Here is a 24,676-nt window from a genome sequence, read left to right on the forward strand (position 1 = left end):
GCCTTTATAGCCTACCCGACCAGCAGCAGCAACCGCGCCGGGCCCCGTTGCCTGAACGGATGCCCGACCCGTGCAATACAGGTCCGGTGGCGTCACCGGACCGTTTCGCGCAGTTCGGAACGTAACCAGGAGCCATCCGCCCCTGGCTGGCTCGGCAAAACCCGCAGGCATTGCCGCAGCCGTCCGCGCATCGTGCGACAAATCCAATGGCAATGCCAACTGGCATATCATTCGGGGGTGATCGGCCGCCTACTCATCGCCGTACTGCGCTTGTACAAGCGCTTCATCAGCCCCCTGCTCGGGCCGCGCTGCCGTTTTGTCCCCAGTTGCTCTGAATACGGGATGGAAGCCATCCGCGTACACGGGCCGTTGCGTGGCTGCTGGCTGACGCTGCTGCGGCTGGGCCGCTGCCAGCCCTTCCATCCCGGCGGTTTCGACCCGGTACCGGGGCGGCCCGATTCCCCCTCTTGCCGCTGTACAGGAAAACACTGACATGTCCTCCACGCTCATCACCAACGCCCGCATGGTCAACGAAGGCCGCACCTTCGATGGCGACCTGCGCATCGAGAACGGCCGCATCGCGCAGATCGGTAGCGGACTGTCCCCGCGCGACGGCGAACAGGTGGTGGACGCCGCCGGACGCTGGCTACTGCCGGGCATGATCGACGACCAGGTGCATTTCCGCGAACCGGGCCTGACCCACAAAGGTGACATCGCCACCGAATCGGCCGCGGCCGTGGCCGGCGGGCTGACCAGCTTCATGGACATGCCCAACACCAACCCGCCGACGCTGGATTCGACCATCCTCGAAGCCAAGTACGAACTGGCCAAGGGCCGCGCCTGGGCCAACTACGGCTTCTACCACGGCGCCAGCAACGACAACCTCGAGGCCATCCGCGTACTCGACCCGAAGAAGGCGCCGGGCGTGAAAGTGTTCATGGGCGCCTCCACCGGCAACATGCTGGTCGACAACCCGGAAACCCTGGACGCGATCTTCCGCGAGTGCCCGACCCCGATCATCACGCACTGCGAAGACACGCCGATGATCGACGCCAACCTGAAGGCGTTCCAGGACAAATACGGCGACGCACTGACCCCGGAGATGCACCCGGACATCCGTTCGCGCGAGGCCTGCATCAAGTCGACCCGGCTGGCGATGTCGCTGGCACGCAAGCACGGCACCCGCCTGCACGTGCTGCACATCTCCACCGCCGATGAGCTGGCGTTGTTCGAGAAAGGCCCGCTGATCCGCGCCGATGGCAGCCGCAAGCAGATCACCGCCGAAACCTGCGTGCATTTCCTGCACTTCGCCCGCCCGGATTACGCCACCAAGGGCAACCTGATCAAGTGCAACCCGGCGATCAAGGACGTGGCCGATCGCGAGGCGATCACCGCCGCGCTGGCCGACGACGTGCTCGACGTACTCGCCACCGACCACGCCCCGCATACCTGGGAAGAGAAGCAGAAGCCCTACGCCCAGGCGCCGTCCGGCCTGCCGCTGGTGCAGTACGCGCTGGTCGCCGCGCTGGAGCGCGTGCACGAAGGCAAGCTGACCCGCGAGCAGGTGGTGCAGAAGTTCGCCCATGCGCCGGCGCAGCTGTTCGACGTGGAGCAGCGCGGTTTCCTGCGCGAGGGCTACTTCGCCGACCTGGTGCTGGTGGAGGACGTGCCGTTCACCGTCAAGCGTGAGGACGTGCTGTCCAAGTGCGGCTGGTCGCCGTTCGAAGGCACCACCTTCCGCTCGCGCATCGCCTCCACCTGGGTCAATGGCCAACTGGTGTGGGACGGCAGCAAGCTGGTCGGCGCGCCGGCCGGCCAGCGCATGACCTACGACCGCTGATGCGTTCGTCCTTCCTGTTCGGGGCGCTGCTGCTGGCCGCGCCCCTGTTCACCGCCCCGTCCGTGCAGGCACAGGACGGCATCGGCGAGCTGGTCGACAACCGCGTGGTGTTCCCGGCCAGTGCCTCGCAGGGCGCGATGGTGATTGGCAAGGTGCCTGTGGGCAGCAGCGTGCGCTATGCCGGCCGTGACCTGCGGGTCAGCAGCTACGGCAGCGTGGTGTTCGGCATCGGTCGCGACGAAAAGGGACCGCTGCAGGTGCAGGTGCGTCGCCCGGATGGCAGCAGCGAAACCGCCAGCATCGTGGTGACCCCACGCGACTGGCCGACCGAACGGGTCAACGGCGTGCCGCCGAAAACAGTGAACCCGCCGCCCGCCATCGCCGAGCGCATTGCCCGCGAGCAGGCATTGGTGACCGAATCACGGCGGCGCGACGACAACCGCACCGACTTCACCCAGACCTTCGCGTGGCCGGTGCAGGGCCGCATCAGTGGCCGCTTCGGCAACGCCCGGGTCTACAACGGGCAACCGGGCAGTGGCCATTCCGGCATGGACATCGCGGTGCCGACCGGCACGCCGGTGAAGGCCCCGGCGGCCGGCATCGTCACCTTCGCCAACCCGGATCTGTACCTGACCGGCGGCACGCTGGTACTCGACCATGGCTTCGGCATCAGTTCCAACTTCCTGCACCTCTCGCGCATCGACGTGAAGGTCGGCGACCGCATCGAGCAGGGCCAGACCATCGCCGCGGTCGGCGCCACCGGGCGCGCGACCGGGCCGCACCTGCATTGGGGTATGAACTGGTTCGACACGCGGATCGACCCGCTGCTGGTGCTGGAACGCGCAAGGTAGGCGCGCCTTCAGGCGCGAAGCCGGCAACGTCGGCAACCGGGCTTTGCGACTGGCGGAACATCTTCCAGCTTCGCGGCCAAGGCCGCTCCTGCGGTTTGCAGGAGCGCCTTCAGGTGCGAAGCGGACGGCCTTACCCGCGCGCGGCCCACCAGCTGCGCCACAGCAACGCGGCCGGGCTGGGCTGGTACTGCCCGCCCTTCAGCACGGCCTGCAGGCGGGCGCGGGCCAGCGACGCGTACAGACGACGCGGGCGCGGGCCGGCCACCCGCGACGGCCATGCGACCAGCAACTGCCGCTGCCACTGCGCCTCGTCGCCGGCGGCGAGCGGCACCACCGCTGCACCCAGCTCCTGCACCCGGTGCGCCAGGGTCTGGGTAAGCACGGCCTCTCCGGCCGCCTTCGCCGGTGCCTGCTTGAACATCGCCGCCTCCACCGCGGCTACCGCAGCGGCATAGCCCGCCAATCCGGCGCGCGCCTGGGCCCCGTCGGCAACACGCTCGCGCGCGTCGACCAGGCCTGGCAGGGCATCGGCCAGCTGCGCCCATGGCGCACGCACCGGCTCCAGTACGCGACCCAACGGATGCCGCGAGCGCTGGCTGTCCCAACTGCGCAGTTCCTCACCCCACCACGCCAGCTTGGCGTCCGATGGCGTGGGGTCACCACTGACGTTGAGCATGTCATCGAACTCCTGCAGCAGCGCGAACCACGCCACCGCGCGTTCGCGCATGCCCTCCTCGACGAAGCGCTCGACGAAGACCCATTCCGGCCACCGCTCACGCCACTTGTCCAGGAAGCTGTCCAGCGCACTGCTCACGTCATTACCTCGATGTTCGTTGGTTCAGGCCGAAGCCCGTCGGGTCAGCGGCCATGCGTCCGCCTGCCAGAGCTGCTGCGGCAGCTCGCAATACTGGTCGGCCTGCCAGCTGGCCGGATCGTCGTGGTCCAGTCGGTAGCCCCACAACGCGGCCACCGACGGCATGCCCGCCGCGCGCGCGGCGACGATGTCGCGCTCGTCGTCGCCGACGTACACGCAGGCCGCCGCTGCCACCTGGATCTGCTGGGCAGCCACCTGCAGCGGCAACGGGTGCGGCTTGCGTTCGGCCAGCGTGTCGCCGCCGATGAGCACCGCGCAGCGCTGCTCCCAACCCAGCTGCGGCAGGATCTGCCGGGCCAGGTACTCCGGCTTGTTTGTGACGATGCCCCACACGCAACCGGCCTGCTCCAGCGTGCGCAGCAGCGATTCGACGCCGTCGAACACCCGCGCGTGCCGGCCGATCAGTGATTCGTACAGGTCAAGGAATTCCGGCACCAGCGCATGCCGCTCGCTCTCGGCCATGTGCGGGAAAGCCACCGCCAGCATCGCCCGCGACCCCTTGGAAACCACCGGCCGCAGCTGTTCCAGCGCGACCCCGTCCATGTTGCGCGCCTGGCGCATGGCATTGACGGTGGCGACGAAGTCCGGAGCGCTGTCCAGCAAGGTGCCGTCCAGGTCGAACAGCACCGCCGCCGGGAACCGGGGAGCAGTCATGCCTGGTCCGGCTTGACCGCGTAGGCCAGGTAGTTGATGTCGGTGCGGCTGCTCAGGCGCGCGCGGTTGCGCCACGGCTCGTAGGCCATGCCGCTGACGTCCTGCAGCTGCAGGTCGGCCTGGCGCAACCAGGCGCCCAGCTCGGCCGGCTTGATGAATTCCTGGTAGTGATGCGTGCCCTTGGGCAGCAGGCGGGCGATGTACTCCGCGCCCACCACCGCCACCGCGAACGCGGCCGGGGTGCGGTTGATGGTGGACAGGAACAGCTTGCCGCCCGGACGCAGCAGGCGCTGACAGGCGGCGATGATCGCCCCCGGGTCCGGCACGTGCTCCAGCATCTCCATGCAGGTCACCACGTCGAAGCCGCCCGGCTGCTCGGCGGCTAGGTCCTCGGCGGCCTGCACGCGGTAGTCCACCTGCACGCCCGACTCCAGGCCATGCAGGCGCGCCACCTTGACCAGCTCCGGCGCCAGGTCGATCGCGGTCACCCGTGCCCCTTCCTTGGCCAGGGCCTCGCTGAGCAGGCCGCCACCGCAGCCGATGTCCAGCACCTTGGCGCCGCGCAGCGTCGCGCGGTCGGCCACGTACTGCAGGCGCACCGGGTTCAGGGCGTGCAACGGCTTCTGCGGGCCGTCGGCGTCCCACCAGCGGTTGGCCAGCGCGGCGAACTTGTCCAGTTCGGCCTGATCGAAATTGGTGGAGGCGGTAGATGCACTCATTGCGGTGTCCTCATGGGGCCGCCTGCGCGGCCCGGTGGCGCCATCAGGCGCGGATGTTACGGATGCGGTCGCGCCACTGGCGGGTGTTGGCGGTGATCGCCTGCACGTCCATGCCGACCAGCTCGCGCTGGACCAGCTTGGGCTTGCCGGCGATCCACACGTCGCTGACCTGATGGCGGCCAACGGCATAGACCAGCTGCGACAGCACGTGGTGCAGCGGCTGGGTTTCCAGCGCTGACAGGTCCACGCAGACCAGGTCGGCCTGCTTGCCGACTTCGATCGAGCCGATCTGCTCGCCGAAGCCCAGCGCGCGTGCGCCGCCCAGGGTGGCCGCACGCAGCGTGGTCGCCGCGTCCAGCGCAGTGGCGTCGTTGGCCACGGCCTTGGCCAGGATGGCCGCGGTGCGGTTCTCGCTGAACATGTCCAGGTCGTTGTTGCTGGCGCAGCCGTCGGTACCGATGGCCAGGTTGACCCCGGCCCGCACCAGCGCGCAGGCCGGGCAGAAACCGGAGGCCAGTTTCAGGTTCGACTCCGGGCAATGCACCACGCTCACGCCGCGCTCGGCACACAGGTGGATCTCGGCGTCGGTGAGCTGGGTCATGTGCACCGCGATCAGGCGCTCGTTGACCAGCCCCAGCCGGTCCAGGCGCGCCAGCGGGCGCTGGCCGTGCAGCTGGATCGAATCGGTGATCTCCTGCGCGGTCTCGTGCGTGTGCAGGTGCACGCGCACGTCCAGCTGGTCGGACAGCATCCGCACCCGCTCGAAGTTGGCGTCACTGACCGTGTACGGCGCGTGCGGCGCGAAGGCGGTGCCGATCAGCGGGTCGTCGCGCCACTGGTCGTGCAGTTCGGTGGCACGGGCGAAGTACTCGTCGTCGGTCCTGGCCCAGGCACTGGGGAAGTCGATGATCACCGAGCCCACCAGCGCGCGGAAGCCATGCTTCTTGTAGACCGCGGCCTGCACGTCGGCGAAGAAGTAGTTCTCGTTGGCGCAGGTGGTGCCGCCACGCAGCATCTCGGCGATCGCCAGGGTGGTGCCGTCGGCGACGAATTCCGGGCCGATCACCGCCGCTTCCACCGGCCAGATGTGCTCGCGCAGCCAGGTCATCAGTGGCAGGTCGTCGGCCACGCCTCGCAGCAGCGTCATCGGGTTGTGGGTGTGCGCGTTGACCAGGCCCGGGATCAGCGCCGCGTCCGGACGCGAAACCACCTGCTTCGCGGCAAAACGGGCCCGTGCCTGCGCACGCGGCAGGATCGCCACGATCCGGCCGTCGCTCACCGCGACCGCGTGGTCTTCCAGCACCACCGCGTGCGGCTCGACCGGGACCACATGGCCGGCTTCGATCAGGAGGTCACATTGCTGGGGTTGGGCGTCACTCACGGGGGTCACCATCTGTTGCCATGACAAACCGGCGCAGCGGCCGGATGCGAACAGGCGCCGCATCCCCGCCACCGGCAGCGCGAGGCTGTGCGGCAACGGGTGGCGGCGCCTGCATCGTGTTGCTTACTTGACGCGGGCCGAATATTCGCCGGAGCGGGTATCGACGCGGATCACTTCATCCTGGCTGACGAACAGCGGCACGCGGACCACGGCGCCGGTTTCCAGGGTGGCCGGCTTGCCGCCGCCGCCGGAGGTGTCACCGCGCACGCCCGGGTCGGTCTCGGTGATCTTCAGCTCGACGAAGTTCGGCGGCTGCACGGCGATCGGCTCACCGTTCCACAGGGTGACCACGCAGGATTCCTCGCCCTTGAGCCACTTTTCGGCGCCGCCCATGCCGGCCTTGGTCGCCTGCACCTGCTCGAAGGTTTCCGGGTCCATGAAGTGCCAGAACTCGCCGTCGCTGTACATGTAGTTCATGTCGGTGTCCACGACGTCGGCCGCATCCAGCGAATCGGTCGACTTCATGGTGATTTCCTGCGTGCGGCCGTCCTTGATCAGGCGGTACTTCACGCGGGTGAATGCCTGGCCCTTGCCCGGCTTGACGTACTCGGTGTCGATGATGACCGCCGGTTGGTTGTTGACCAGGATCTTCATCCCGTTCTTGACGTCATTCATGCCGTAAGCGGCCATGCAAAAACTCCTGAGGTAGCAAAACCGGCGCGTTCATTGGCCGGCCGGATTAGAATGGAAGGCCCGCCAGCAGGCGGGGTATCTGTTTTTCTGACCGCCAATGATAACCGCAGCCCCCGCCCGCACTCCAGAAAAAGCCGTCCTGCCCCTGCCTGCCGACCGGTGGCAGGCCCACTGGCGGCAGGCCATCCGCGACCCGGCGGAGCTGCTGGCCCTGCTCGGCCTGGGGGCCGAAGACCTGGGCGTTTCAGCGCAGGCGCTGGCGCAGTTCCCGTTGCGGGTGCCGCGCGGTTTCGTGGCCCGGATGCGCCCAGCCGACCCGGCCGACCCGCTGCTGCGGCAGGTGCTGCCCATCGATGCCGAGATGCAGGTGGTGCCCGGGTTCAGTTTCGACGCGGTGGGCGACGGCGATGCCCGCAAGGCCACCGGGGTGATCCAGAAGTACCGTGGCCGTGCCCTGCTGGTGGCCACCGGCAGCTGCGCGATCCACTGCCGTTACTGCTTCCGCCGCCATTTCGACTACGCCGGCGAGAACGCGGCGAAGGGCGGCTGGCAGGAGGCCATCGATGCCATCGCCGCTGATGCCGGCATCGACGAGGTCATCCTCAGCGGCGGCGACCCGCTGTCACTGGCCACCTCCAAGCTGGCCGAGCTGACCGACGCATTGGCCGCGATCCCGCACCTCAAGCGCCTGCGCATCCACAGCCGCCTGCCGGTGGTGCTGCCCGAACGCGTGGACGACAGCCTGGTGCAATGGCTGGCGGCCCTGCCCTGGCCGGTGGCCTTCGTCATCCATGCCAACCATGCCAACGAATTCGATGCCAGCGTGGACACCGCGCTGGCGCGCCTGCGCGGCACCGGCGCCCAGTTGCTGAACCAGGCCGTGCTGCTGCGTGGGATCAACGACGACCTGGACAGCCTGGCGGCGCTGAGCGAGCGCAGTTTCGCCGCCGGCGTACTGCCCTATTACCTGCACCAGCTCGACCGCGTGCAGGGCGTAGCCCACTTCGAGGTCAGCGACGAACAAGCCCTGGCCCTGCATGCCGGGCTGATGGCGCGGCTGTCCGGGTACCTGGTACCCAAGCTGGTGCGCGAGATCGCCGGCGACACCAGCAAGCGACCGCTCTGAGCCAGCCGCCGCCGGTCAGTCGGCGGCCAGCGCCTGCGGCCCCGGGCGCAGCATCCGCACCAGCTCGCCGGCTTCCACCGGTCGGCCCAACCAGTACCCCTGGACCAGGTCGCAGCCGCGCTGGCTGAGCAGTTCGAACTGCGCCTCCTGCTCCACGCCCTCGGCCACCACGGTGATGCCCAGTGCATGCGCCATGGCGATGATCGCCGTGGTCAGCGCCAGGTCGTCCGGGTCGCGTTCCATCTCGGCGACGAAGCTGCGGTCGATCTTGACCCCGTCCACCGGCACCTGGCGCAGGTGGCTCAGGCCCGAGAAGCCGGTGCCGAAGTCGTCCAGCCAGACCTTGACCCCGGCCCGGTGCAGCTTCTCCAGCAGCGACACGGCCAGCATCTCGTCGCCGATCACCGCGGTTTCGGTCAGTTCCAGGTGCAGGCGCGAGGCAGACAGACCCGAGGCATGCAGGCTGTTCTCCACCTCCGACACCAGGTCGCCGTTGCGCAGCTGCCGCGGCGAGACGTTGACCGAGATGAACAACTCCTCGCCCAGGTGGTTGCGCGGCCACTGCGTGGCCTGCTCGCAGGCCAGGCGCAGCACCTTGGGGCCGAGCGCCTGGATCAGGCCGCTCTGTTCGGCCACATCGATGAACACCGACGGCGCGATCGCGCCCAGCGTCGGGTGATCCCAACGCAGCAGCACCTCTACGCCCGCCAGCACCCGGTCGCGGGTACGGAAGATCGGCTGGTACACCAGCCGCAGCTCGTCCCGGCCCCAGGCGCCGCGCAGTTCCTGCTCCAGGTGCAGGCGCCGCTCGACCGCATGGTCCATCGCCCGGTTGTAGTAGCGGAAGCAGTTCTTGCCGGCCAGCTTGGCCTGGTACATGGCGATGTCGCCGTTCTTCAACAGCGCCGTGGCATCCACCGCGTCCTCGGGGAACAGGGTGATGCCGATCGAGCTGCCCAGGAAGATCTCGCGGCGCTGTACCTGCAGCGGACGCCCCAGTTCCAGCACCAGCCGCTCGGCCAGCCGGGTGGCGGTCTCGGCCACGATGCGCTCGCCGCTGTCGATCAAGATGACGAACTCATCGCCACCGAACCGGGCCAACAGGGCATCCTCGCCGCCCTCCTGGTCCACCGCTGCGGCGATGCGCTGGGCGAACTGCAGCAGGGCGTCGTCGCCGGCCTCGTGGCCGAGCGTGTCGTTGACCCGCTTGAACTCGTCGATGTCGATGAACAGCAACGCCAGCCCATGGTTGGCCGACTTGGCCTTGGCCAGCCGGTGGTCCAGCGCCTCGCGGAACGCCAGGCGGTTGGTCAGCCCGGTCAACGCGTCGGTATAGGCCATCTGCCGGACTTCGCGATCATGCCGGGCGATGCTCTGGCTCATCCGGTCGAAGGTGCGCAGCAGCTCACCCACCTCGTCGCGCCGCGCGGTGGCCTGCACGTTGATCCGGTAGTCACCGCGCTCGATCCGCTGCGCGGCATCGCCCAGCCAGCGGATCGGCTGCACCAGCGTGCGCTGCACGTAGATCATCATCACCACGGCGAAACCGACCAGCAGCGCCATCAGCGCATAGATCCAGCCCATCTGCCGGCTACGCGCGTCCTCCATGCGCGCGGCCAGCGCCTGCATCGCCACCGCCTCCTGCACGCGCACCGGTGCCAGTTCCATGCCGACCCGCACCCCACCCAGCCGCTGGTCGCCGATATGGATCGGCAAATCCACTTCCAGGATCGACGGCGAGCTCTGCACCAGCATCCGGTCGGCCCGCACCGCCGCCTCCGCCAACGGGTCGGACATGGCCTGGCCGTAGCCGGCCACGTCGAACGAACCGTCGTGGATCAGCCGCCCCTCGTGGTCGTGCACCAGCACATAGCTGACCGACTTCTGGCCGGCGGTGTTGCGTACCAGCGTGCCGATCGCCGACAGGTCGGAGTAGTACAACGGGTTGACCAGGGCCTCGGCCAGCGCATTGGCCAGCGCGGTGCCGCGCTCGCGCACGCTCTGGTCGAACACCTGGCTGACCACCTCGCCACTGCTGCGCAGCACTTCCTTCTGTACCGCCGCCTGCCGGGTCAGCATCAGCACCACCAGCAGCAGCACGACCAGCAATGCACCGCCGGCAGCCAGCATGAAGCGTGCGCGCAGGCCAAAACGGGGAGTGTTCATTCGACTTCCATCCTGACCCGTGCCAGGCCGTTGCGCAGCCGGTCGAGGGCGCGCTGACTGTCCGCGTCCACCGGATGGAACCCGGTGGTGCCGAAAAACTTGACCAGCGCCGGACCGGCCAACGGGTCGCCACTGGCCTCGAGCAGGACCGCCCGCAGGCGTTCGCGGACCGCCGGTTCCAGGTCGCCCCGCACCATCTCCACCGCGCGCGGGATCGGCTCGCTGCGGTAGATCACCCGCAGGTCCTGGCGGAAGGCCACCGGCATGGCATGGTCGTCGGCCCAGTCAATGCTGCTGAACGCACCGGCATCGACCACCCGCTTGTGTACATAGGTGGAGATGTTCAGCTCCGACCGGGCGAACACGTAGCCCACCGCGTCGGCGGCGGGCGCGTCCTGCGGAGTGAGCAGGATTTCTGGTGGCACGCCGTGCTGCAGCAGCTCCATCGCCGGCACCAGGTAGGCGCTGGTTGAAAGCGTGCTCTGCAGTGCCAGGGTCCGGCCCTTGAGGTCGTCCAGCGTCTGGATGGGGCTGTCGCGGCGCACGAAGAAGACACAGTGGTAGGCGCTCACGCCGTTGCGCTCGGTCAACAGCAGTGGCTGCGCCTGGGCGCGCTGCTGCAGCGCCATGGCCGTCCCCGAGGTCTCGGTGACCCAGTCCACCCGTCCGCGACGCAGGTAGCTGCTCATCTGCTGCGCGTCCCGGGCCATCAGGATGCGTCCTTCGACGATCCCGACCTCGCGCATCCGTGGCACGACGTAGTCCAGCAACGGCTTGAGCTGGTCGTAGTGGGCCTTCGGATCATCGCTGATCCGCCCCAGTACCAGCACCGAACGCTCCACCGCGCTTCCTTCCAGCGGCTGCAGGACAGCAGCCACCAGCACGGCTCCCCAAAGCCATCGAAACACACGCAAAACGGCAACTCCCCTGTTGATCCGTCAAGCGTACCGGAAATATTGCAACGTGATGTACTTCTCAGTTACGCCCTTCGGACGCCAGGCGCGCCATCCGCTGCGCGTCGGCCAGGATCCCCCGCAGCAGGCGTACCTCCTGCTCGGACAGGTCGGCCTTCATGAACAGGCGGCGCAGCTTGCGCAGGGCCGATTCCGGCGCACGGCCCTTGTGGAAATCGATCGCATCCAGGGTTTCGCCGAACTGCCCGAACAACCCTTCGAGCTGGGCATGGCTGGCCGGCGCCTCGCCGTAGCCGGGCTCCCGTTCCGGCTGCGCCTGGCCTTCCAGCACGGCCATGCGCACCTCGTAGGCCAGCACCTGCACCGCGGCGGCCAGGTTCAGCGAGCTGAACTCCGGGTTGGAGGGGATGTGCACGGCCAGGTGGCACAGCTGCAGTTCCTCGTTGGTCAGGCCGGTCCGCTCACGGCCGAACACAAAAGCCACCTCCCCGCCCTCCTCGCTGGCCTTGGCCACGGCGCGCTGCCCGGCCACTTCCGGCAGCAGCTCCTCCAACTGGACCCGGCGCGAGCGCGCCGTGCAGCCCAGCACCAACCGGCAGTCGGCCACGGCCTCGGCCAGGGTCGCGAACACCGGGGCGTCACCGAGCAGGTCCTCGGCACCGGCCGAGCGGCGCAACGCCACCTCGTCCAATGGCTTTTCCGGGGCCACCAGCACCAGCCGGGCCAGCCCCATCGTCTTCATCGCGCGGGCGGCAGCACCGATGTTCCCAGGGTGCTGGGTACCAACAAGGACGAAACGGATACGGGTGGAAGCAGGCATGGTTTATAAAAAATCAGGAACGGGACAGCTGCGAATGGTAAACTGCGCGGCCGGCCAGTGCGCCGGACCTGCTCTTTTCCCCCGCCAATCCGATCTCTGCCTTCACGGGAGCCTTACGCCATGCAGAAACCCGCCGTCACCGTCATGGTCAAGGCCGCCCGCCTCGCCGGCAACGTCCTGCTCCGCAACATCAACAAGCTCGAAGCGCTCAACGTGGTGCAGAAGGGTCGGATGGATTACGCCAGCGAAGTCGATGGCGATGCGGAAAAGGTGATCATCAAGGAACTCAAGCGCGCCTACCCCAGCTACGGCATCCTCGGTGAAGAGGGCGGCGTGCAGGGCAGCGGCCGCCAGATGTGGGTGATCGACCCGCTCGACGGCACCAGCAACTACCTGCACGGCTTCCCGCATTACTGCGTGTCCATCGCGCTGGTGGAGAACGGCGAGCCGACCGACGCGGTCATCTTCGACCCGCTGCGCAACGAGCTGTTCACCGCCTCCAAGGGGGCCGGCGCCGTGCTCAACGACCGCCGCATCCGCGTCAGCGACCGCAAGGACCTGGCCGGCGCGATGGTCCACACCGGCTTTGCCCCGCGCGAGCGCGCCCGTGCCAGCGCCCAGCTCAAGACCGTCGACGCCCTGCTGGTGCAGGCCGAAGACGTGCGTCGCGTGGGTTCGGCGGCACTGGACCTGGCCTACGTGGCCTGCGGCCGCGCCGATGCCTATTTCGAGGCCGGCGTGAAGGCCTGGGACATCGCCGCCGGCGTGCTGCTGGTCCGCGAAGCCGGCGGCAAGGTCTGCAACTACCGCGGCGCCACCCTGGCACGCATGGACGACAAGGGCCCGGAAACCCAGCAGGTGGTCGCCGGCAACATCAAGGTCTGCGAAGCCCTGCAGCAGGTGATCGTCAACACCGGCTATGCCGCCGAGTTCGATCCGAAGTTCTGATCGCCCTGGAGCTGCACACCGCAAACGGCACCCACAAGGGTGCCGTTTCTGTTTGCGCGGCCTGTAGAGCGCGCCAGGGCACTGCCGGGAACGTCGCGCCGCGCAGGGCCCTGCGCCCCCCCCTTCCTGCCACGCAGCGTCGGGGTACCGGAACACGCGAGGTTCTGGCTACGATACCGACGTGCCGCCGTGAAACAGGCACCGTTCAAGATCAGGGAGGAGCCATGAAACGATCGTTCATCTGCATCATTGCCAGCCTGGCGGCGCTGAACAGCGCATGTGGGCAGGAACCGGCGGACCCGCCGGCCCCCTTTCCCCCGCAGGCCATCCCCATGTGCAAGGAACAGATCGATTCGGCCCGGCGGACCGGCCTGCTCGATCTCCGGCACACCACCGCCCGTGGTGGCACCGTGCTGACCGTGGATACCTGGAACCAGCTCCCGCCCGAGTTCCAGCAACTGCTTGCACACTGCACCGCCTATATCCTGACTGGCAGCACCGACGCGCCCTCCGGCAAGCTCCTGTTCGTCGACGAGGACACTGACGAGGTGCTCGCGGTGCTGGATGCGAACGGCCTGCGCAATGTGAGGCGCTCGCCCACCGGGCCATGACCGGTGCCGATGCCGGGCCCGGCATCGGCGCAACAAAACAGAACGCCCGGCGTTGGCCGGGCGTTCTGCTTCACGACGGTTGTTCAAGCACTCAGGCGACCGTGGATGCCTTCAGCGCGGCGATGCGCTCTTCCAGCGGCGGGTGGCTCATGAACAGCTTCCTGGCGGTGGCGCCGGCGATGCCGAAGGCCGCGATCTGCGTCGGCAGCGTGCTCTGGCCATGGTTGAGCTTCAGGCGCTCCAGCGCGGCGATCATCTTCTGGCGGCCAGCCAGCGAGGCACCACCATGGTCGGCACGGAACTCGCGGTGGCGCGAGAACCACATCGCGATGACCGTCGCGCCCAGGCCAAACACCATCTCCAGCACGAACACGATGATGTAGTAGGCAAAACCACGCCCACCGCCCTCGCGGTTGCCCGACAGCGCGCTGTCGATCACGCCGCCGACCACGCGGGCCAACACGATCACGAAGGTGTTCAGCACGCCCTGCAGCAGGGCCATGGTGATCATGTCGCCGTTGGCCACGTGCGCGATCTCGTGGCCCAGTACGGCTTCGGCCTCGTCCTCGCTCATGTTGTGCAGCAGGCCGGTGGACACCGCCACCAGCGCGTTGTTGCGGTTGGCGCCGGTGGCGAAGGCGTTGATCTCCGGGGCGTCGTACACCGCCACTTCCGGCATGCCGATGCCCGCGGCCTTGGCCTGGCGGGCCACGGTATCCAGCAGCCAGCGCTCGGTGGCGTTGCGCGGCTCGGTGATGACCACCGCGCCGGTGCCGCGCTTGGCCATGAACTTGGACAGCAGCAGCGAAATGATGGAACCACCAAAGCCGAAGATCGCGGCCATGACCAGCAGGCCGCTCATCTGCGCCGAGTTCACGCCCAGCAGCGACATCACGATGCTGGCCAAGATCAGCACCGCGAAGTTGGTCATCAGGAACAGCCCGATTCGGGTAAACATGGGAAACAATCCGTGAGGATGAAAAAGTGAGTTAAATCTGCGGGGGCCAACGCTTGAATTCAAGCGTGAATCTGACCGACGATTCAGCTTCGATGTCCTCCATTCCCTACCGCGGGCGCTTCGCCCCTTCCCCGACCGGCCCGCTCCATCTTGGCTCGCTGCTGGCTGCGTTCGGCAGTTGGCTGCTGGCCCGCCATGCGGGGGGTGAATGGCGGGTACGCATCGAGGACGTGGACCCGCCACGCGAGGTCGCCGGCGCCGCTGATGCCCAGCTGGCCACGCTCGCCGCATTCGGCCTGCACGCCGATGGCCCCATCCAGTACCAGAGCCGTCGCCATCGGCTGTACCAGGCCGCCCTCGACCGCCTGCTGGCCGAGGGCAAGGCCTTTGCCTGCCATTGCAGCCGTAGCGACCTGGCCGGCCAGCAGGGCATTCACCGGCATTGCGCGGCCCACCAGCTACGCCCCCACCCGGCCGTCCGGCTGCGGGTAGCCGACGGCAGCCGGGTGATGTTCCAGGATGGCCTGCAGGGGCCATTCACCCAGCAGGTGGACCGGGAGGTCGGTGACTTCGTCCTGCTGCGCGCCGACGGTTGCTGGGCCTACCAGCTGGCGGTGGTGGTGGACGATGCCGAGCAGGGCATCACCGACGTGGTGCGCGGCCTCGACCTGATCGATTCCACCCCGCGCCAGATCCTGCTGCAACGGGCGCTGGGTGTGGCGACCCCGCGCTACCTGCACCTGCCGCTGCTGCTCGATGCCAGTGGCCACAAGCTGTCCAAGTCGCTGGCCGCAAGGCCGGTCGATGCCGCCGACCCGCTGCCCACCCTGCGCTGGCTGTGGTCGGCACTGGGCCAGGCCGATGCTGCACTGGATGCTGCAGGCAGCGTCGGCGAGCTGCTGCAGCATGCCGCCGCCGGGTTCAACCCCGCGCTCCTGCAGAAAGCCTCGTTCATCGTCCCGGAATCGCCCCCGGGCTGACCGCAGTTTCATTAGAATCATCGGCTCCCCGCGCTTTCGCCCTGGAGCACTTGCCCATGACATCCCGCGTCGCACTGGTCACCGGTGGTACCGGCGGCATTGGTACCGCCATCTGCCAACGCCTGGCCGACCAGGGCCATCGAGTCGCCACCAATTTCCGCAACGCCGAGAAGGCGCAACAGTGGCAACGGCAGATGCGCGAGCGGGGCTACGACATCGCCCTGTTCGAGGGCGACGTGGCCGACCCCACCAGTGGGCGGACGCTGGTCGAAGCGGTGGAAGCCAGCCTCGGCCCGGTCGAGATCCTGGTCAACAACGCCGGCATCACCCGCGATACCACCTTCCACCGCATGAGTGCCGAGCAGTGGCACGAGGTGATCAACACCAACCTCAACTCGGTGTTCAACATCACCCGCCCGGTGATCGAGGGCATGCGCAAGCGTGGCTGGGGCCGGGTCATCCAGATCAGTTCGATCAATGGCCTGAAGGGCCAGTACGGGCAGGCCAACTACGCCGCGGCCAAGGCCGGCATGCACGGCTTCACCATTTCCCTGGCGCGCGAGAACGCCGGCTTCGGCATCACCGTCAACACCATCTCGCCCGGCTACGTGGCCACCGACATGGTGATGGCCGTGCCAGAGGAGGTGCGCGCCAAGATCGTGGCCGACATCCCGACCGGACGCCTCGGCAAGCCAGAGGAAATCGCCTATGCGGTGGCCTTCCTGGTCGCCGAGGAAGCGGCCTGGATCACCGGCTCCAACCTGGACGTCAACGGCGGCCACCACATGGGCTGGTAAGCGCGACCGCCATGTTGCAGGACGTGGCGGTTCATGTTGCGCAACAAGAAATCATCCTTCCGCGCCTTGCAACCTGTACTTTTGGCGGTTGCAAGCCCTGTTGCACTGCGCCATGCTGCGCACCTAACCGTGACGAGTGACTGCTTAATGGCTGCGACCCGCATCATCAAGAAGTATCCGAATCGCCGGCTCTACGACACCGAGATCTCCAGCTACATCACCATCGAGGACGTCCGCCAGCTGATCCTCGACGGCGAGGAGTTCGAAGTCCGCGACGCCAAGAGCGGTGAGGACCTGACCCGGTCGGTGCTGTTGCAGATCATTGCCGACAAGGAGCAGGACGGCGAGCCGATGCTGTCCACCCAGCTGCTGAGCCAGCTCATCCGTTTCTACGGCGACTCGCTGCAGGGCTTCATGGGCAACTACCTGGAGCGCAGCATGCAGGTGTTCCTGGACCAGCAGCAGCAGTTCCGCCAGCAGATGGGCAATCTGCTGGGGCAGACGCCGTGGGCGATGATGAACCAGCTCACCGAGCGCAACCTGGAGCTGTGGCAGGAGTTCCAGCGCAACATGGGTGCCGGTTTCGGCCGCCCCTCGGGCACCGGCACCAACAAGCCGGCCGACCCGCCGCCGAGCACCGGCGGCAAGACCCGCACCGGCCGCTGAGCCGTTGCCGGATGATCAAAAGGCCGACGCAAGCGTCGGCCTTTTTCATGTGTGGCAGACCACAGGTCGTCTTGCAGATTCGGCAGGCGCGGCGCAACCACCACCACTGATGCCGGGATCACATCCCGGCCACCCCATTCCGCTACCTGCCCCTGCCCCGCTTACGGGCGGCTCCTGCAGGCCGAGCAGATGCGCTCGACCGTGTAGCCCTTGGCACGCAGCTTCTCGACCACACCGTCACTGCCGAGCAGGTGCAACGCGCCGACCACCACCAGCGTGGTGCCCTGCCTGTCCTGCAGGCGCTGCTGCAGCGGTGCCAGCCAGGCGTCATTGCGATCGACGTTGATGCGCTGGTACAGGCCCGGGTAGGTGCGCTTCATTTCCGACGCCATGTCCCGCCACAAGGTGACGTCGTCACCACGGCGCCACGCATCGTGCAGGCGACGGCTTTGCTGGTCGCCCTTCTCCACCTGCTCCAGCGCCTCGCGCAGCAGCTGGCGCTGCTCATCGGCATTCATGCCGTCGAGCATGCTGATCTGCGAGCTCGCGCTTTCCAGGCCCGCGGCCGGCTTGCCGGCCTTGGCTGCAAGGTTCATCAAGTGGCGGTCCAGCCCGGCCTGCGGGTCCAGGCCCTGCCGCGCCATCTGGGTCAGGCTGATGGTCAGGCCGATGAACCACGGCTTGAGGCCGACCAGGCGCTCGACCGGCATGCTGTTGCCCGCGCCCCACGCCTGCAGGCGGCGCCAGGTCTCGGCGTCGAGCTCCTCCTTGAGCTGGCCACCATCACGACGGATCGCGGCCTGCATCATCTGCGTGGCCAGCGCCGGTGACGCCATCTCCTCCGGAGCCAGTTCGAACAACAGGCGGCTGGAGGCAGCGAAGGCCTGGTCCACGTCCGGCGACAAGGGATAGTCATCCGGCTTCAACAGATGGAACGACCCCAGCAGGTACAGTTCGGCGCCCTTGCCGCCACTGACCTTCCACAACAACGGCGTCGGCGGCACATAGGCCGGCGCGGCGGCAGGCGTGGCGGCCGGCCGGGCCGCGTAGGCGACACCGCAGAACAGGCTGAAACCCAATAGCGCGGAGGCCGCGCGCGTCATCCAGTGGCTCATGGTGCGGCCTCCGTCGCCGGCTTGGCGTACGCCTTCTCGCCCGCCTCGACCAGCAGGTCCAGCCGGTTCTCCGGTGGTGGCAGCGGACAGGTGGCGAATGGGGTGAATGCACACGGCGGGTTGTAGGCGCGGTTGAAGTCGACCACCACCTCGCCCTTGGCGTCGGGGGCCCCGGCATCGATGAAGCGGCCGGCCGAGTAACTTCCGCGGCCGTTGGTGCGGTCGGCGAAGATCAGCTGCAACGGACGCCCCGGTTCACCCAGCGCTTCCAGCCGCCAGGTGCGGCCCTCGCGCTCGAACTCGACCGCACCGGCGTTGGGAAGGTCAGTGGTCAGGCCGGTGATGTCGACGATGGGCAACGTCTTGTTGGCGTCATGCGGCACGAAGCGGGCGGTGACACGCCAGGACGGATCCGCCGGCCAGTAGGTCAGCTGGCCGAAATGCCGGCGCGCCGGCGCATCGGCATGCTTCAGCCGCAGCGCGTAGCGCGGCCCGCGATGGATCAGGGTCAGCAGGCCCTTGTCGTCGTCGAAGGTGATCGCGGTGGGCTGCTCGGCATCGTCGCTGAGCAGCGGGATGCGTCCGGTGATCGGCGCGCCATTGGCCTTCAGCGAGACGCCCGGCTCGGGGGTGAACCAGAAGGTCTGGCCTTCGCGCTGGACCAGCCCCATGCGTGGCGGCCCCATCGCCATGCGGATGCCGCTGGTGCTGCCGCTGCCGATGTAATGCGCCTTGAGTTCAAGCCAGTGCAGGCCGACCAGGCTGGTCCAGCCATCCGGGGCGAGCAGCTCGGTGAGGCGGCTTTCGCGCCACAGCTCGTTGTCATGGGCGAAGTTCGCATCCACCGCCACCGGCGGTTTGGCCGCCTCCTGCTTGCCGCACGCGGCCAGCACCATCGCGGCCAGCAGCACGGCACAGCCCCGTAAAGTCTTCATCAACGCCCCCGCAGGAACCAGCGATCAATTTCAGCCAGAGAAAAGCGCGCCCAGGTCGGGCGGCCATGGTTGCATTGCCCCGAGCGCTCGGTGATCTCCATGTCGCGCAGCAGGGCATTCATTTCCGGAATCGTAAGCCGCCGGTTGGCGCGCACCGCGCCGTGGCAGGCCATGGTGGACAGCAGCTCGTCGCGCGCGGTGGCGATGCGCCGGCTCTGCCCATGCTCGCGCAGGTCGCCCAGCACATCGCGCAGCAAGGCTTCCGGCTCGGCGTTGGCCAACAGTGCCGGAATGCTGCGCACGTGCAGCGAACCGGGACCGGAACGGGTGATCTCGAAGCCCAGCGCCGCCAGCGTCGCCGCTTCCTGCTCGGCGGTGTCGGCCTCGCGCTCGCCGACCGCCAGGGTGATCGGCACCAGCAGCGGCTGGGCGTGCAGGCCGATGCCATCGTGTGCGTTCTTCAAGCGTTCGTAGCCGATCCGTTCGTGCGCGGCATGCATGTCCACGACGATCAGGCCTTCGGCGTTCTCGGCCAGGATGTAGATGCCATGCAACTGGGCGATGGCATAACCCAACGGTGGCACGCCACTGTCGCTGGAGGTGGGCGGCAACGCGGGACCGGCGTCGACCGGCGCCTGCACCTGCCCAGCCGGCGGCGCCGAGTACAAGGCCGCGTAGGCGGCCGGCGCTTCGGCCACCGGCAGGCCCAGCGGCGACTGCCGCGCCTGCCAGTTGCCACTGCTGCCGACGCTGCCACCGGGGCGCGACAACACGTAGCCGCCGCCGTAACCGCCACCGCTACTGAGCGGTGCCGCTCCGGCCGGCGCTTCCTGCGCGGCGGTTTGTCCCATCGCCGACGGTTCCAATCCGGCACGGGTTTCAGCCAACGCATCCTTCAGCGTGCGATAGACGAAGTCGTGGATCAGGCGTGCATCGCGGAAGCGGACTTCATGCTTGGCCGGGTGCACGTTGACGTCCACCCGGGTCGGGTCCAGCTCCAGGAACAACACGTAGGCCGGATGGCGGCCGTGGAACAGCACGTCGCCGTACCCCATCTTCACCGCGTGGCTGATGCTGCGGTCGCGCACGGAGCGACCGTTGACGTACAGGTACTGCTGGTCGGTGCTGGCGCGCGAATACTGCGGCTGCGCGATCCAGCCATGCAGGCGCAGGCCAGCGGCGCTGTGGTCCACCCGCAGCGCCTGGCGCGCGAAATCCTCGCCCAGCGTTTCGCCCAGGCGTGCATCGGAGTACAGGTCACCGGGCTTGTATCGGCGTGAGGGCTTGCCGTTGTGCGAGACGCGCAACTCGACATCGGGACGGGCCAGCGCCAAGGAGCGCAGCCATTCCTCGATATGCCCCAGCTCGGTGCGCTCGGCCCGCAGGAACTTGCGCCGTGCCGGCACGTTGTAGAACAACTCGCGCACTTCCACCGTGGTGCCCGGCGCATGCGCGCGTGGGGCCACCTCGCCCAGCTTGCCACCTTCGATCTGCAGGGCAGCGCCGTGCTCGTCATCGGGGCGGCGCGAGGCCAGCGTGAAGCGGCTGACCGAGGCGATCGACGGCAAGGCTTCGCCGCGGAACCCCAGCGTGGCCACCGATTCCAGGTCATCCAGGCTGGCGATCTTGCTGGTGGCATGCCGCGACACGGCCAGCGGCAGCTGTTCGGCGGCGATGCCACCGCCGTTGTCGCGGATGCGGATCAGCCGCACGCCGCCTTCTTCCAGGTCGATGTCCACACGGGTGGCACCGGCGTCCAGCGCGTTCTCCACCAGTTCCTTGACCACCGATGCGGGCCGCTCCACCACCTCGCCCGCAGCGATCTGGTTGATCAGGATCTCGGGCAGCGGACGAATGCTGTTCATGCGGCACCTCCCATCGGTACCGGCAATGACCTACGTAGCGACAGGGGGAAGACGGAGGGAATCAGGAGGACATCATGCATGGGCACGATGATAGCCGAGCCCGGCCGCGTCGCCGTGTCCGGCGACGCCAGCGGCGCGACTTACTTGCTGCCGCCGGCCACGGTACCGGCAGCGGCTTCCATCTCGGCCTGGGCACGGGCCGCGAACAGCGTACCCGGCGGCGGCTGCCGGCTGAAGTAGGTGTGCACGCCGTCGAGCACAGCGCCGGCGATGCGGCGCTGGTAGGCCGGGTCGACCAGCCGGCGCTCTTCGTCCGGGTTGGAGATGAACGCCGTCTCCACCAGCATGGCCGGCATGTCCGAGGTGCGCAGCACCGCGAAGTTGGCCCGTTCCAGGTTCGGCTTGTGGTTGTTGCCGATGCGCTTGAGGCCACCGAGCACGTGGCCGGCGGCATCCTCGGAGGCCTTCATGTTGCCGCTCTGGGCCAGGTCCAGCAGGACGTTGGCCAGGGTCCCTTCGGTGCGGCTCAGGCTGACGCCGCCGATCAGGTCGGCCGCGTTTTCCTTGTCCGCCAGCCAGCGGGCACGCTGCGAGGACGCGCCCTTGGTCGAGAGCACGTACACCGACGAGCCGGTCGCCGAACGGTTCTCGGCGGCATCGGCGTGGATCGAGATGAAGATGTCGGCCTTGGCCGCGCGCGCGCGCTGGGCACGCATCGGCAGCGGGATGAACACGTCGGTGTCGCGGGTCAGGAACGCGCGCAGGCCCGGGGTGTTGTTGACCTGGCGGGCCAGCTCACGCGCCACGGCCAGCGTCACGTCCTTCTCCCGCTTGCCGGTCGGGCCGATCGCGCCCGGGTCCTGGCCGCCGTGGCCCGGATCGATGGCCACCACCAGATTGCGCATCCCCGGCTGCATGCGGATGCGCGCGGCATCGCTGGGCATGGTCGGGCGCGGCGCTTCGGGGACGACGGCAGGCGTCGGTGCCGGCGTGACCGGCGTCGTCGCCTGGGCCACGTTCGGGCCCGTCGCCTGCGGTGCACGCGTCACTGGTGCCTGGGCATTGAGGATGGCTGCCGGTGAGGCCGTCGCCGTGGTCACCGGGGTCGGGGCGCTGGCGACCGGTGCAGGTGCCGGCGGTGGCGTCGCGGCCTGGCGGCTGACCGCTGCGGTCAACGCGGCGGTGGCACGGGCCGCCTCGGCACGCGCTTCGGCACTGGAAGGCGCGGCTGCGGTGGGCGAAGGCGGAGTCGTCGGCGTCGGTGCCGCGGTTGCCGGTGCGCTCGCCGCCGCCGTCACCGATGCCTCACCCGGCCACTCGATCGACAACTTCGATTCGGCGCCCTGCCCCTGCATCAGCGGCTTGAACGCTGCCACCGATTCGGCCAGGTCGAACACCACGCGGAACGTGCCCGGGGTCGGGCTGCCCGTGCGTACGGCGGTCACCACGCCGGCAGCGGCCGGCAGCCGCAGCCCGCGCACCGCGGAGGAATCAGGGAAATCAATGACCAGCCGGTTCGGGCCAGCCAGGCTCAGGGTCTTGTAGCTGCCACCGCCAGCCAACTGGATCTCGGCGCGAGTGCCGGTGGCACCGGTGTGCAGGCTGACCCCGCGGATTTCACCCGCCCACGCGGAGAAGCTCGCGGCCAGACACAGTCCAGCGGCGACGACAGACGATGTGAACAGGCGGTTTCCCGTAGTCATGGGCGGATTCAATCACCGGAATTCCCCAATTGCAACATGTTTTCCCTTAATAATCCGCAACCTGCCCGACTTTCCTATGGTCAGGGGGTAAAAAGGGGCTGCAAGTCGGGGCTTTCACGCAGTTGCAGAAGCCAGTCAGACCCGACATTACTGCGGGCCTGGAGCACTGCCTGGCGGCCGTTACCGTCGATGGCCAGCCCGATCACCAGGTCCACCGGTGGCAACCCGCCGGCGCCCCGTTCGGGCCACTCGACCAACCACAGATCGGCCGCCCCTTCGTCCAGGCCGAGGAAATCGAGTTCGCCGGCACTGCCGATCCGGTACAGGTCCAGGTGCCAGGCTTCGCCGTTGGCCAGCGGGTAGCGTTCGATCAGCGTGTAGGTGGGGCTGCGGATCGCGCCCTGCACGCCCAGCGCGCGCAGCAGGGCCCGCGCCAGCGTGGACTTGCCCGCGCCCAGGTCACCCTGCAGATGGACCACGGCCTGTGACGGACGGGTGCGGGCCAGCTCACGGCCGAGCAGGTCGGTGCTGTCGGCTTCGGGAAGAAACAGTTCGTTCATGCCCGCCATTATGGATTGGCCAACGTCCGAAGATGCGGCAGCAGGTCGCGTGGCAACAGCCCCCGCTCACCCTCGGCCGCCGCCGCATCGCCGGCCAGCCCATGCAGCAGTGCACCGCTGCTGGCGGCATCGAACAGCGCCAGGCCCTGCGCGCACAATGCGGCGATCGCACCGGTCAGCAGGTCGCCCATGCCGCCGACGGCCATGCCGGGGTTGCCGGCGGCAATCACCCGCGGCACCTGCCCGGGTGCCGCCACCACGGTGCCCGCGCCTTTCAGTACGACCACCGCGCCGTAGCGTTCGACCAAGGCCTGTGCGGCGGCAAACCGGTCCCGTTGGATACCGGCCGTGTCGCAGCCCAGTAGGCGCGCGGCCTCGCCGGGGTGCGGGGTGAGGATGGCGTGCGGCACGACGCGCGGCGCGGCCGCCAGCAGGTTGAGCGCGTCGGCATCGATCACCAGCGGCTTGCCTGCATCCACTGCGACCGACCACAACGCCTGTGCCCAATCATCCTGGCCCAGCCCCGGCCCCAGGGCGACCACGCTGGCGCGCGCCAGCAGCGGCGCAAGCGCCGGTGCCGACGTCACGGCATGGACCATCGCCTCGGGGCAGCGCGCCAGCAACGGCCCCACGTGCGCTGCCTGCGTAGCCACGCTGACCAGCCCTGCGCCACTGCGCAGTGCAGCCTCGGCACTGAGCATCAGCGCGCCCCCGCTGCCAAGGTTGCCGCCCACGCACAGCACGTGCCCGGACTCGCCCTTGTGGGTATTGATGCGCCGACGCGGCAACTGCGAAGCCAGCACGCCACGCGCCCACCGCAGGGCAGCAGGCGGCACGCCTTCGAATGCCGCCGCCGGCACGTCCAGATCGGCCAGCAGCCGCTGCCCGGCGCATTCCAGCGCCGCGCCGGTATGCAGGCCACGGTGCGGCACGATGAACTGGAGCACGCGCGCCGCGCGCACCGCCGCGCCCGGCACTTCGCCGGACACGGCGTCCACGCCACTGGGGACATCCAGTGCGAACACCGGCACGGGCACTTCGTTGATGGCCTGGATCAAGGCCGCGTCCGCGGCCTGCGGCGCGCGCGACAGGCCGATGCCGAACAATGCGTCGACGACCAGATCCGCCTGCTGCAGGCAATCGATCGACAGCTCCACCTGCCCGCCCACGGCCAGGTAATCGGTGCAGGCCCGCTGCGCCAGGGCCGTACGCGGCGCGGCGTCCTCCAGGTGCAGCACGCGGACATCGCGCCCCGACTGGCGGGCGAAGCGCGCCAACACGTAGCCGTCGCCGCCGTTGTTGCCCGGCCCGCACACCACCACGATGCGCCGCGCCTGTGGCCAATGCTGCAGCACGCAGTGCCAGCCGGCCTGCCCGGCGCGCTGCATCAGCACGTAGCCATCGCCGCCCAGGGCGGCGGTCGCCTGCGCGTCGATGCGACGGGCGGCGGCGGTATCGAACATCTGCACGGGCTCTGACATGCCACCGATTCTATACTTG

General features: G+C 68.5%; 24 protein-coding genes. 9 read left to right on the top strand and 15 right to left on the bottom strand.

The genetic code is table 11. The features are described 5' to 3' along the window. Nucleotides 1-219 precede the first annotated feature (219 nt). From yidD to AC06FE_RS12340, 3 genes are read left to right on the top strand one after another with little or no spacing between them, the layout of a single operon-like run. The gene (yidD, locus tag AC06FE_RS12330; RefSeq protein ID WP_132866063.1) at nucleotides 220-492 is read left to right on the top strand and encodes a membrane protein insertion efficiency factor YidD; all 273 of its coding nucleotides are present in this window, start codon (nucleotides 220-222) and stop codon (nucleotides 490-492) included. 1 nt (nucleotide 493) lies between these two features. Further along, entirely contained in the window at nucleotides 494-1,840 is a 1,347-nt protein-coding gene (locus tag AC06FE_RS12335; RefSeq protein ID WP_478073180.1) for a dihydroorotase, read from the top strand. Further along, nucleotides 1,840-2,691 (top strand): M23 family metallopeptidase, encoded by an 852-nt coding sequence (locus tag AC06FE_RS12340; RefSeq protein WP_478073181.1) that lies wholly within the window; start codon nucleotides 1,840-1,842, stop codon nucleotides 2,689-2,691. The genes AC06FE_RS12335 and AC06FE_RS12340 overlap by 1 nt, the downstream gene beginning before the upstream one ends. Nucleotides 2,692-2,821: 130 nt before the next feature. Here the strand turns inward: AC06FE_RS12340 and AC06FE_RS12345 are convergent, their stop codons facing one another. The 5 genes from AC06FE_RS12345 to efp all read right to left on the bottom strand — a co-directional run bounded on the left by AC06FE_RS12345 (nucleotide 2,822) and on the right by efp (nucleotide 7,009). Further along, complete coding sequence (locus AC06FE_RS12345) at nucleotides 2,822-3,505, bottom strand: squalene/phytoene synthase family protein (protein WP_478073182.1); 684 nt, start codon at nucleotides 3,503-3,505, stop codon at nucleotides 2,822-2,824. Nucleotides 3,506-3,529: 24 nt separating this feature from the next. Next, nucleotides 3,530-4,219, bottom strand: a complete 690-nt coding sequence (locus tag AC06FE_RS12350) for a phosphoglycolate phosphatase (RefSeq protein ID WP_446541522.1) — start codon at nucleotides 4,217-4,219, stop codon at nucleotides 3,530-3,532. After that, nucleotides 4,216-4,938 carry a bifunctional 2-polyprenyl-6-hydroxyphenol methylase/3-demethylubiquinol 3-O-methyltransferase UbiG gene (gene ubiG / locus AC06FE_RS12355; protein WP_313254595.1) on the bottom strand — a complete coding sequence of 241 codons (723 nt, stop codon included), beginning with the start codon at nucleotides 4,936-4,938 and terminating at the stop codon, nucleotides 4,216-4,218. The genes AC06FE_RS12350 and ubiG overlap by 4 nt, the downstream gene beginning before the upstream one ends. A gap of 43 nt (nucleotides 4,939-4,981) precedes the next feature. Continuing rightward, on the bottom strand, nucleotides 4,982-6,319 hold the full coding sequence (locus AC06FE_RS12360; RefSeq protein ID WP_478073183.1) for a TRZ/ATZ family hydrolase: 1,338 nt from the start codon (nucleotides 6,317-6,319) through the stop codon (nucleotides 4,982-4,984). A gap of 123 nt (nucleotides 6,320-6,442) precedes the next feature. Continuing rightward, a complete protein-coding gene (gene efp, locus AC06FE_RS12365) occupies nucleotides 6,443-7,009 on the bottom strand; it encodes an elongation factor P (RefSeq protein ID WP_132862986.1) in 567 nt (188 codons plus the stop codon). Between the two features lie 100 nt (nucleotides 7,010-7,109). On the opposite strand from efp, the gene epmB reads away from it, so the two are divergent. Continuing rightward, entirely contained in the window at nucleotides 7,110-8,138 is a 1,029-nt protein-coding gene (gene epmB / locus AC06FE_RS12370; RefSeq protein WP_192286086.1) for an EF-P beta-lysylation protein EpmB, read from the top strand. A gap of 15 nt (nucleotides 8,139-8,153) precedes the next feature. Here epmB and AC06FE_RS12375 read toward each other — a convergent pair whose 3' ends face one another. From AC06FE_RS12375 to AC06FE_RS12385, 3 genes are all read right to left on the bottom strand, one after another. After that, nucleotides 8,154-10,304 (bottom strand): putative bifunctional diguanylate cyclase/phosphodiesterase, encoded by a 2,151-nt coding sequence (locus AC06FE_RS12375; RefSeq protein ID WP_192286087.1) that lies wholly within the window; start codon nucleotides 10,302-10,304, stop codon nucleotides 8,154-8,156. Next, entirely contained in the window at nucleotides 10,301-11,218 is a 918-nt protein-coding gene (locus AC06FE_RS12380) for a phosphate/phosphite/phosphonate ABC transporter substrate-binding protein (protein WP_192286088.1), read from the bottom strand. The genes AC06FE_RS12375 and AC06FE_RS12380 overlap by 4 nt, the downstream gene beginning before the upstream one ends. Nucleotides 11,219-11,279: 61 nt before the next feature. Then, a complete protein-coding gene (locus AC06FE_RS12385; RefSeq protein ID WP_132862982.1) occupies nucleotides 11,280-12,038 on the bottom strand; it encodes an RNA methyltransferase in 759 nt (252 codons plus the stop codon). Between the two features lie 120 nt (nucleotides 12,039-12,158). Between AC06FE_RS12385 and AC06FE_RS12390 the strand changes: the two genes are divergently transcribed. Further along, on the top strand, nucleotides 12,159-12,986 hold the full coding sequence (locus AC06FE_RS12390; RefSeq protein WP_132862981.1) for an inositol monophosphatase family protein: 828 nt from the start codon (nucleotides 12,159-12,161) through the stop codon (nucleotides 12,984-12,986). Nucleotides 12,987-13,210: 224 nt separating this feature from the next. Next, nucleotides 13,211-13,597 (top strand): hypothetical protein, encoded by a 387-nt coding sequence (locus AC06FE_RS12395; RefSeq protein WP_313254606.1) that lies wholly within the window; start codon nucleotides 13,211-13,213, stop codon nucleotides 13,595-13,597. A 91-nt stretch (nucleotides 13,598-13,688) separates the two neighbouring features. On the opposite strand, the gene htpX is transcribed toward AC06FE_RS12395, so the two are convergent. Continuing rightward, the gene (gene htpX / locus AC06FE_RS12400) at nucleotides 13,689-14,555 is read right to left on the bottom strand and encodes a protease HtpX (RefSeq protein ID WP_132862979.1); all 867 of its coding nucleotides are present in this window, start codon (nucleotides 14,553-14,555) and stop codon (nucleotides 13,689-13,691) included. Between the two features lie 92 nt (nucleotides 14,556-14,647). On the opposite strand from htpX, the gene gluQRS reads away from it, so the two are divergent. From gluQRS to phaR, 3 genes are all read left to right on the top strand, one after another. After that, nucleotides 14,648-15,535, top strand: a complete 888-nt coding sequence (gene gluQRS / locus AC06FE_RS12405) for a tRNA glutamyl-Q(34) synthetase GluQRS (RefSeq protein WP_478073258.1) — start codon at nucleotides 14,648-14,650, stop codon at nucleotides 15,533-15,535. A gap of 56 nt (nucleotides 15,536-15,591) precedes the next feature. Continuing rightward, entirely contained in the window at nucleotides 15,592-16,332 is a 741-nt protein-coding gene (gene phbB, locus AC06FE_RS12410) for a beta-ketoacyl-ACP reductase (protein ID WP_132862978.1), read from the top strand. A gap of 81 nt (nucleotides 16,333-16,413) precedes the next feature. Further along, on the top strand, nucleotides 16,414-16,998 hold the full coding sequence (phaR, locus tag AC06FE_RS12415) for a polyhydroxyalkanoate synthesis repressor PhaR (RefSeq protein ID WP_165931117.1): 585 nt from the start codon (nucleotides 16,414-16,416) through the stop codon (nucleotides 16,996-16,998). Nucleotides 16,999-17,159: 161 nt separating this feature from the next. Here the strand turns inward: phaR and AC06FE_RS12420 are convergent, their stop codons facing one another. From AC06FE_RS12420 to AC06FE_RS12445, 6 genes are all read right to left on the bottom strand, one after another. Next, complete coding sequence (locus AC06FE_RS12420; RefSeq protein ID WP_478073184.1) at nucleotides 17,160-18,113, bottom strand: TraB/GumN family protein; 954 nt, start codon at nucleotides 18,111-18,113, stop codon at nucleotides 17,160-17,162. Then, entirely contained in the window at nucleotides 18,110-19,048 is a 939-nt protein-coding gene (locus AC06FE_RS12425; protein ID WP_478073185.1) for a DUF1684 domain-containing protein, read from the bottom strand. Before AC06FE_RS12425 ends, AC06FE_RS12420 begins: the two co-directional genes overlap by 4 nt. Beyond that, entirely contained in the window at nucleotides 19,048-20,913 is a 1,866-nt protein-coding gene (mutL, locus tag AC06FE_RS12430; protein ID WP_313254613.1) for a DNA mismatch repair endonuclease MutL, read from the bottom strand. Before mutL ends, AC06FE_RS12425 begins: the two co-directional genes overlap by 1 nt. 140 nt (nucleotides 20,914-21,053) lie before the next feature. Continuing rightward, complete coding sequence (locus AC06FE_RS12435) at nucleotides 21,054-22,616, bottom strand: N-acetylmuramoyl-L-alanine amidase (RefSeq protein WP_478073186.1); 1,563 nt, start codon at nucleotides 22,614-22,616, stop codon at nucleotides 21,054-21,056. 80 nt (nucleotides 22,617-22,696) lie between these two features. Then, the gene (tsaE, locus tag AC06FE_RS12440) at nucleotides 22,697-23,176 is read right to left on the bottom strand and encodes a tRNA (adenosine(37)-N6)-threonylcarbamoyltransferase complex ATPase subunit type 1 TsaE (protein ID WP_478073187.1); all 480 of its coding nucleotides are present in this window, start codon (nucleotides 23,174-23,176) and stop codon (nucleotides 22,697-22,699) included. Between the two features lie 8 nt (nucleotides 23,177-23,184). Beyond that, nucleotides 23,185-24,657 carry an NAD(P)H-hydrate dehydratase gene (locus tag AC06FE_RS12445; protein WP_478073188.1) on the bottom strand — a complete coding sequence of 491 codons (1,473 nt, stop codon included), beginning with the start codon at nucleotides 24,655-24,657 and terminating at the stop codon, nucleotides 23,185-23,187. Nucleotides 24,658-24,676: the final 19 nt, after the last annotated feature.

This window comes from Stenotrophomonas sp. Steno-C18 (genome assembly GCF_056393195.1).

What these genes read in the sequence shown, in the direction of transcription:
- AC06FE_RS12335 (WP_478073180.1), top strand. Translation starts at nt 494, where the DNA reads ATGTCCTCCACGCTCATCACCAACGCCCGCATGGTCAACGAAGGCCGC.
- AC06FE_RS12340 (WP_478073181.1), top strand. Translation starts at nt 1,840, where the DNA reads ATGCGTTCGTCCTTCCTGTTCGGGGCGCTGCTGCTGGCCGCGCCCCTG.
- AC06FE_RS12350 (WP_446541522.1), bottom strand. Translation starts at nt 4,219, where the DNA reads ATGACTGCTCCCCGGTTCCCGGCGGCGGTGCTGTTCGACCTGGACGGC.
- ubiG (WP_313254595.1), bottom strand. Translation starts at nt 4,938, where the DNA reads ATGAGTGCATCTACCGCCTCCACCAATTTCGATCAGGCCGAACTGGAC.
- efp (WP_132862986.1), bottom strand. Translation starts at nt 7,009, where the DNA reads ATGGCCGCTTACGGCATGAATGACGTCAAGAACGGGATGAAGATCCTG.
- epmB (WP_192286086.1), top strand. Translation starts at nt 7,110, where the DNA reads ATGATAACCGCAGCCCCCGCCCGCACTCCAGAAAAAGCCGTCCTGCCC.
- AC06FE_RS12375 (WP_192286087.1), bottom strand. Translation starts at nt 10,304, where the DNA reads ATGAACACTCCCCGTTTTGGCCTGCGCGCACGCTTCATGCTGGCTGCC.
- AC06FE_RS12385 (WP_132862982.1), bottom strand. Translation starts at nt 12,038, where the DNA reads ATGCCTGCTTCCACCCGTATCCGTTTCGTCCTTGTTGGTACCCAGCAC.
- AC06FE_RS12390 (WP_132862981.1), top strand. Translation starts at nt 12,159, where the DNA reads ATGCAGAAACCCGCCGTCACCGTCATGGTCAAGGCCGCCCGCCTCGCC.
- AC06FE_RS12395 (WP_313254606.1), top strand. Translation starts at nt 13,211, where the DNA reads ATGAAACGATCGTTCATCTGCATCATTGCCAGCCTGGCGGCGCTGAAC.
- htpX (WP_132862979.1), bottom strand. Translation starts at nt 14,555, where the DNA reads ATGTTTACCCGAATCGGGCTGTTCCTGATGACCAACTTCGCGGTGCTG.
- gluQRS (WP_478073258.1), top strand. Translation starts at nt 14,648, where the DNA reads ATGTCCTCCATTCCCTACCGCGGGCGCTTCGCCCCTTCCCCGACCGGC.
- phbB (WP_132862978.1), top strand. Translation starts at nt 15,592, where the DNA reads ATGACATCCCGCGTCGCACTGGTCACCGGTGGTACCGGCGGCATTGGT.
- AC06FE_RS12420 (WP_478073184.1), bottom strand. Translation starts at nt 18,113, where the DNA reads ATGAGCCACTGGATGACGCGCGCGGCCTCCGCGCTATTGGGTTTCAGC.
- AC06FE_RS12425 (WP_478073185.1), bottom strand. Translation starts at nt 19,048, where the DNA reads ATGAAGACTTTACGGGGCTGTGCCGTGCTGCTGGCCGCGATGGTGCTG.
- mutL (WP_313254613.1), bottom strand. Translation starts at nt 20,913, where the DNA reads ATGAACAGCATTCGTCCGCTGCCCGAGATCCTGATCAACCAGATCGCT.
- AC06FE_RS12435 (WP_478073186.1), bottom strand. Translation starts at nt 22,616, where the DNA reads ATGACTACGGGAAACCGCCTGTTCACATCGTCTGTCGTCGCCGCTGGA.
- tsaE (WP_478073187.1), bottom strand. Translation starts at nt 23,176, where the DNA reads ATGAACGAACTGTTTCTTCCCGAAGCCGACAGCACCGACCTGCTCGGC.
- AC06FE_RS12445 (WP_478073188.1), bottom strand. Translation starts at nt 24,657, where the DNA reads ATGTCAGAGCCCGTGCAGATGTTCGATACCGCCGCCGCCCGTCGCATC.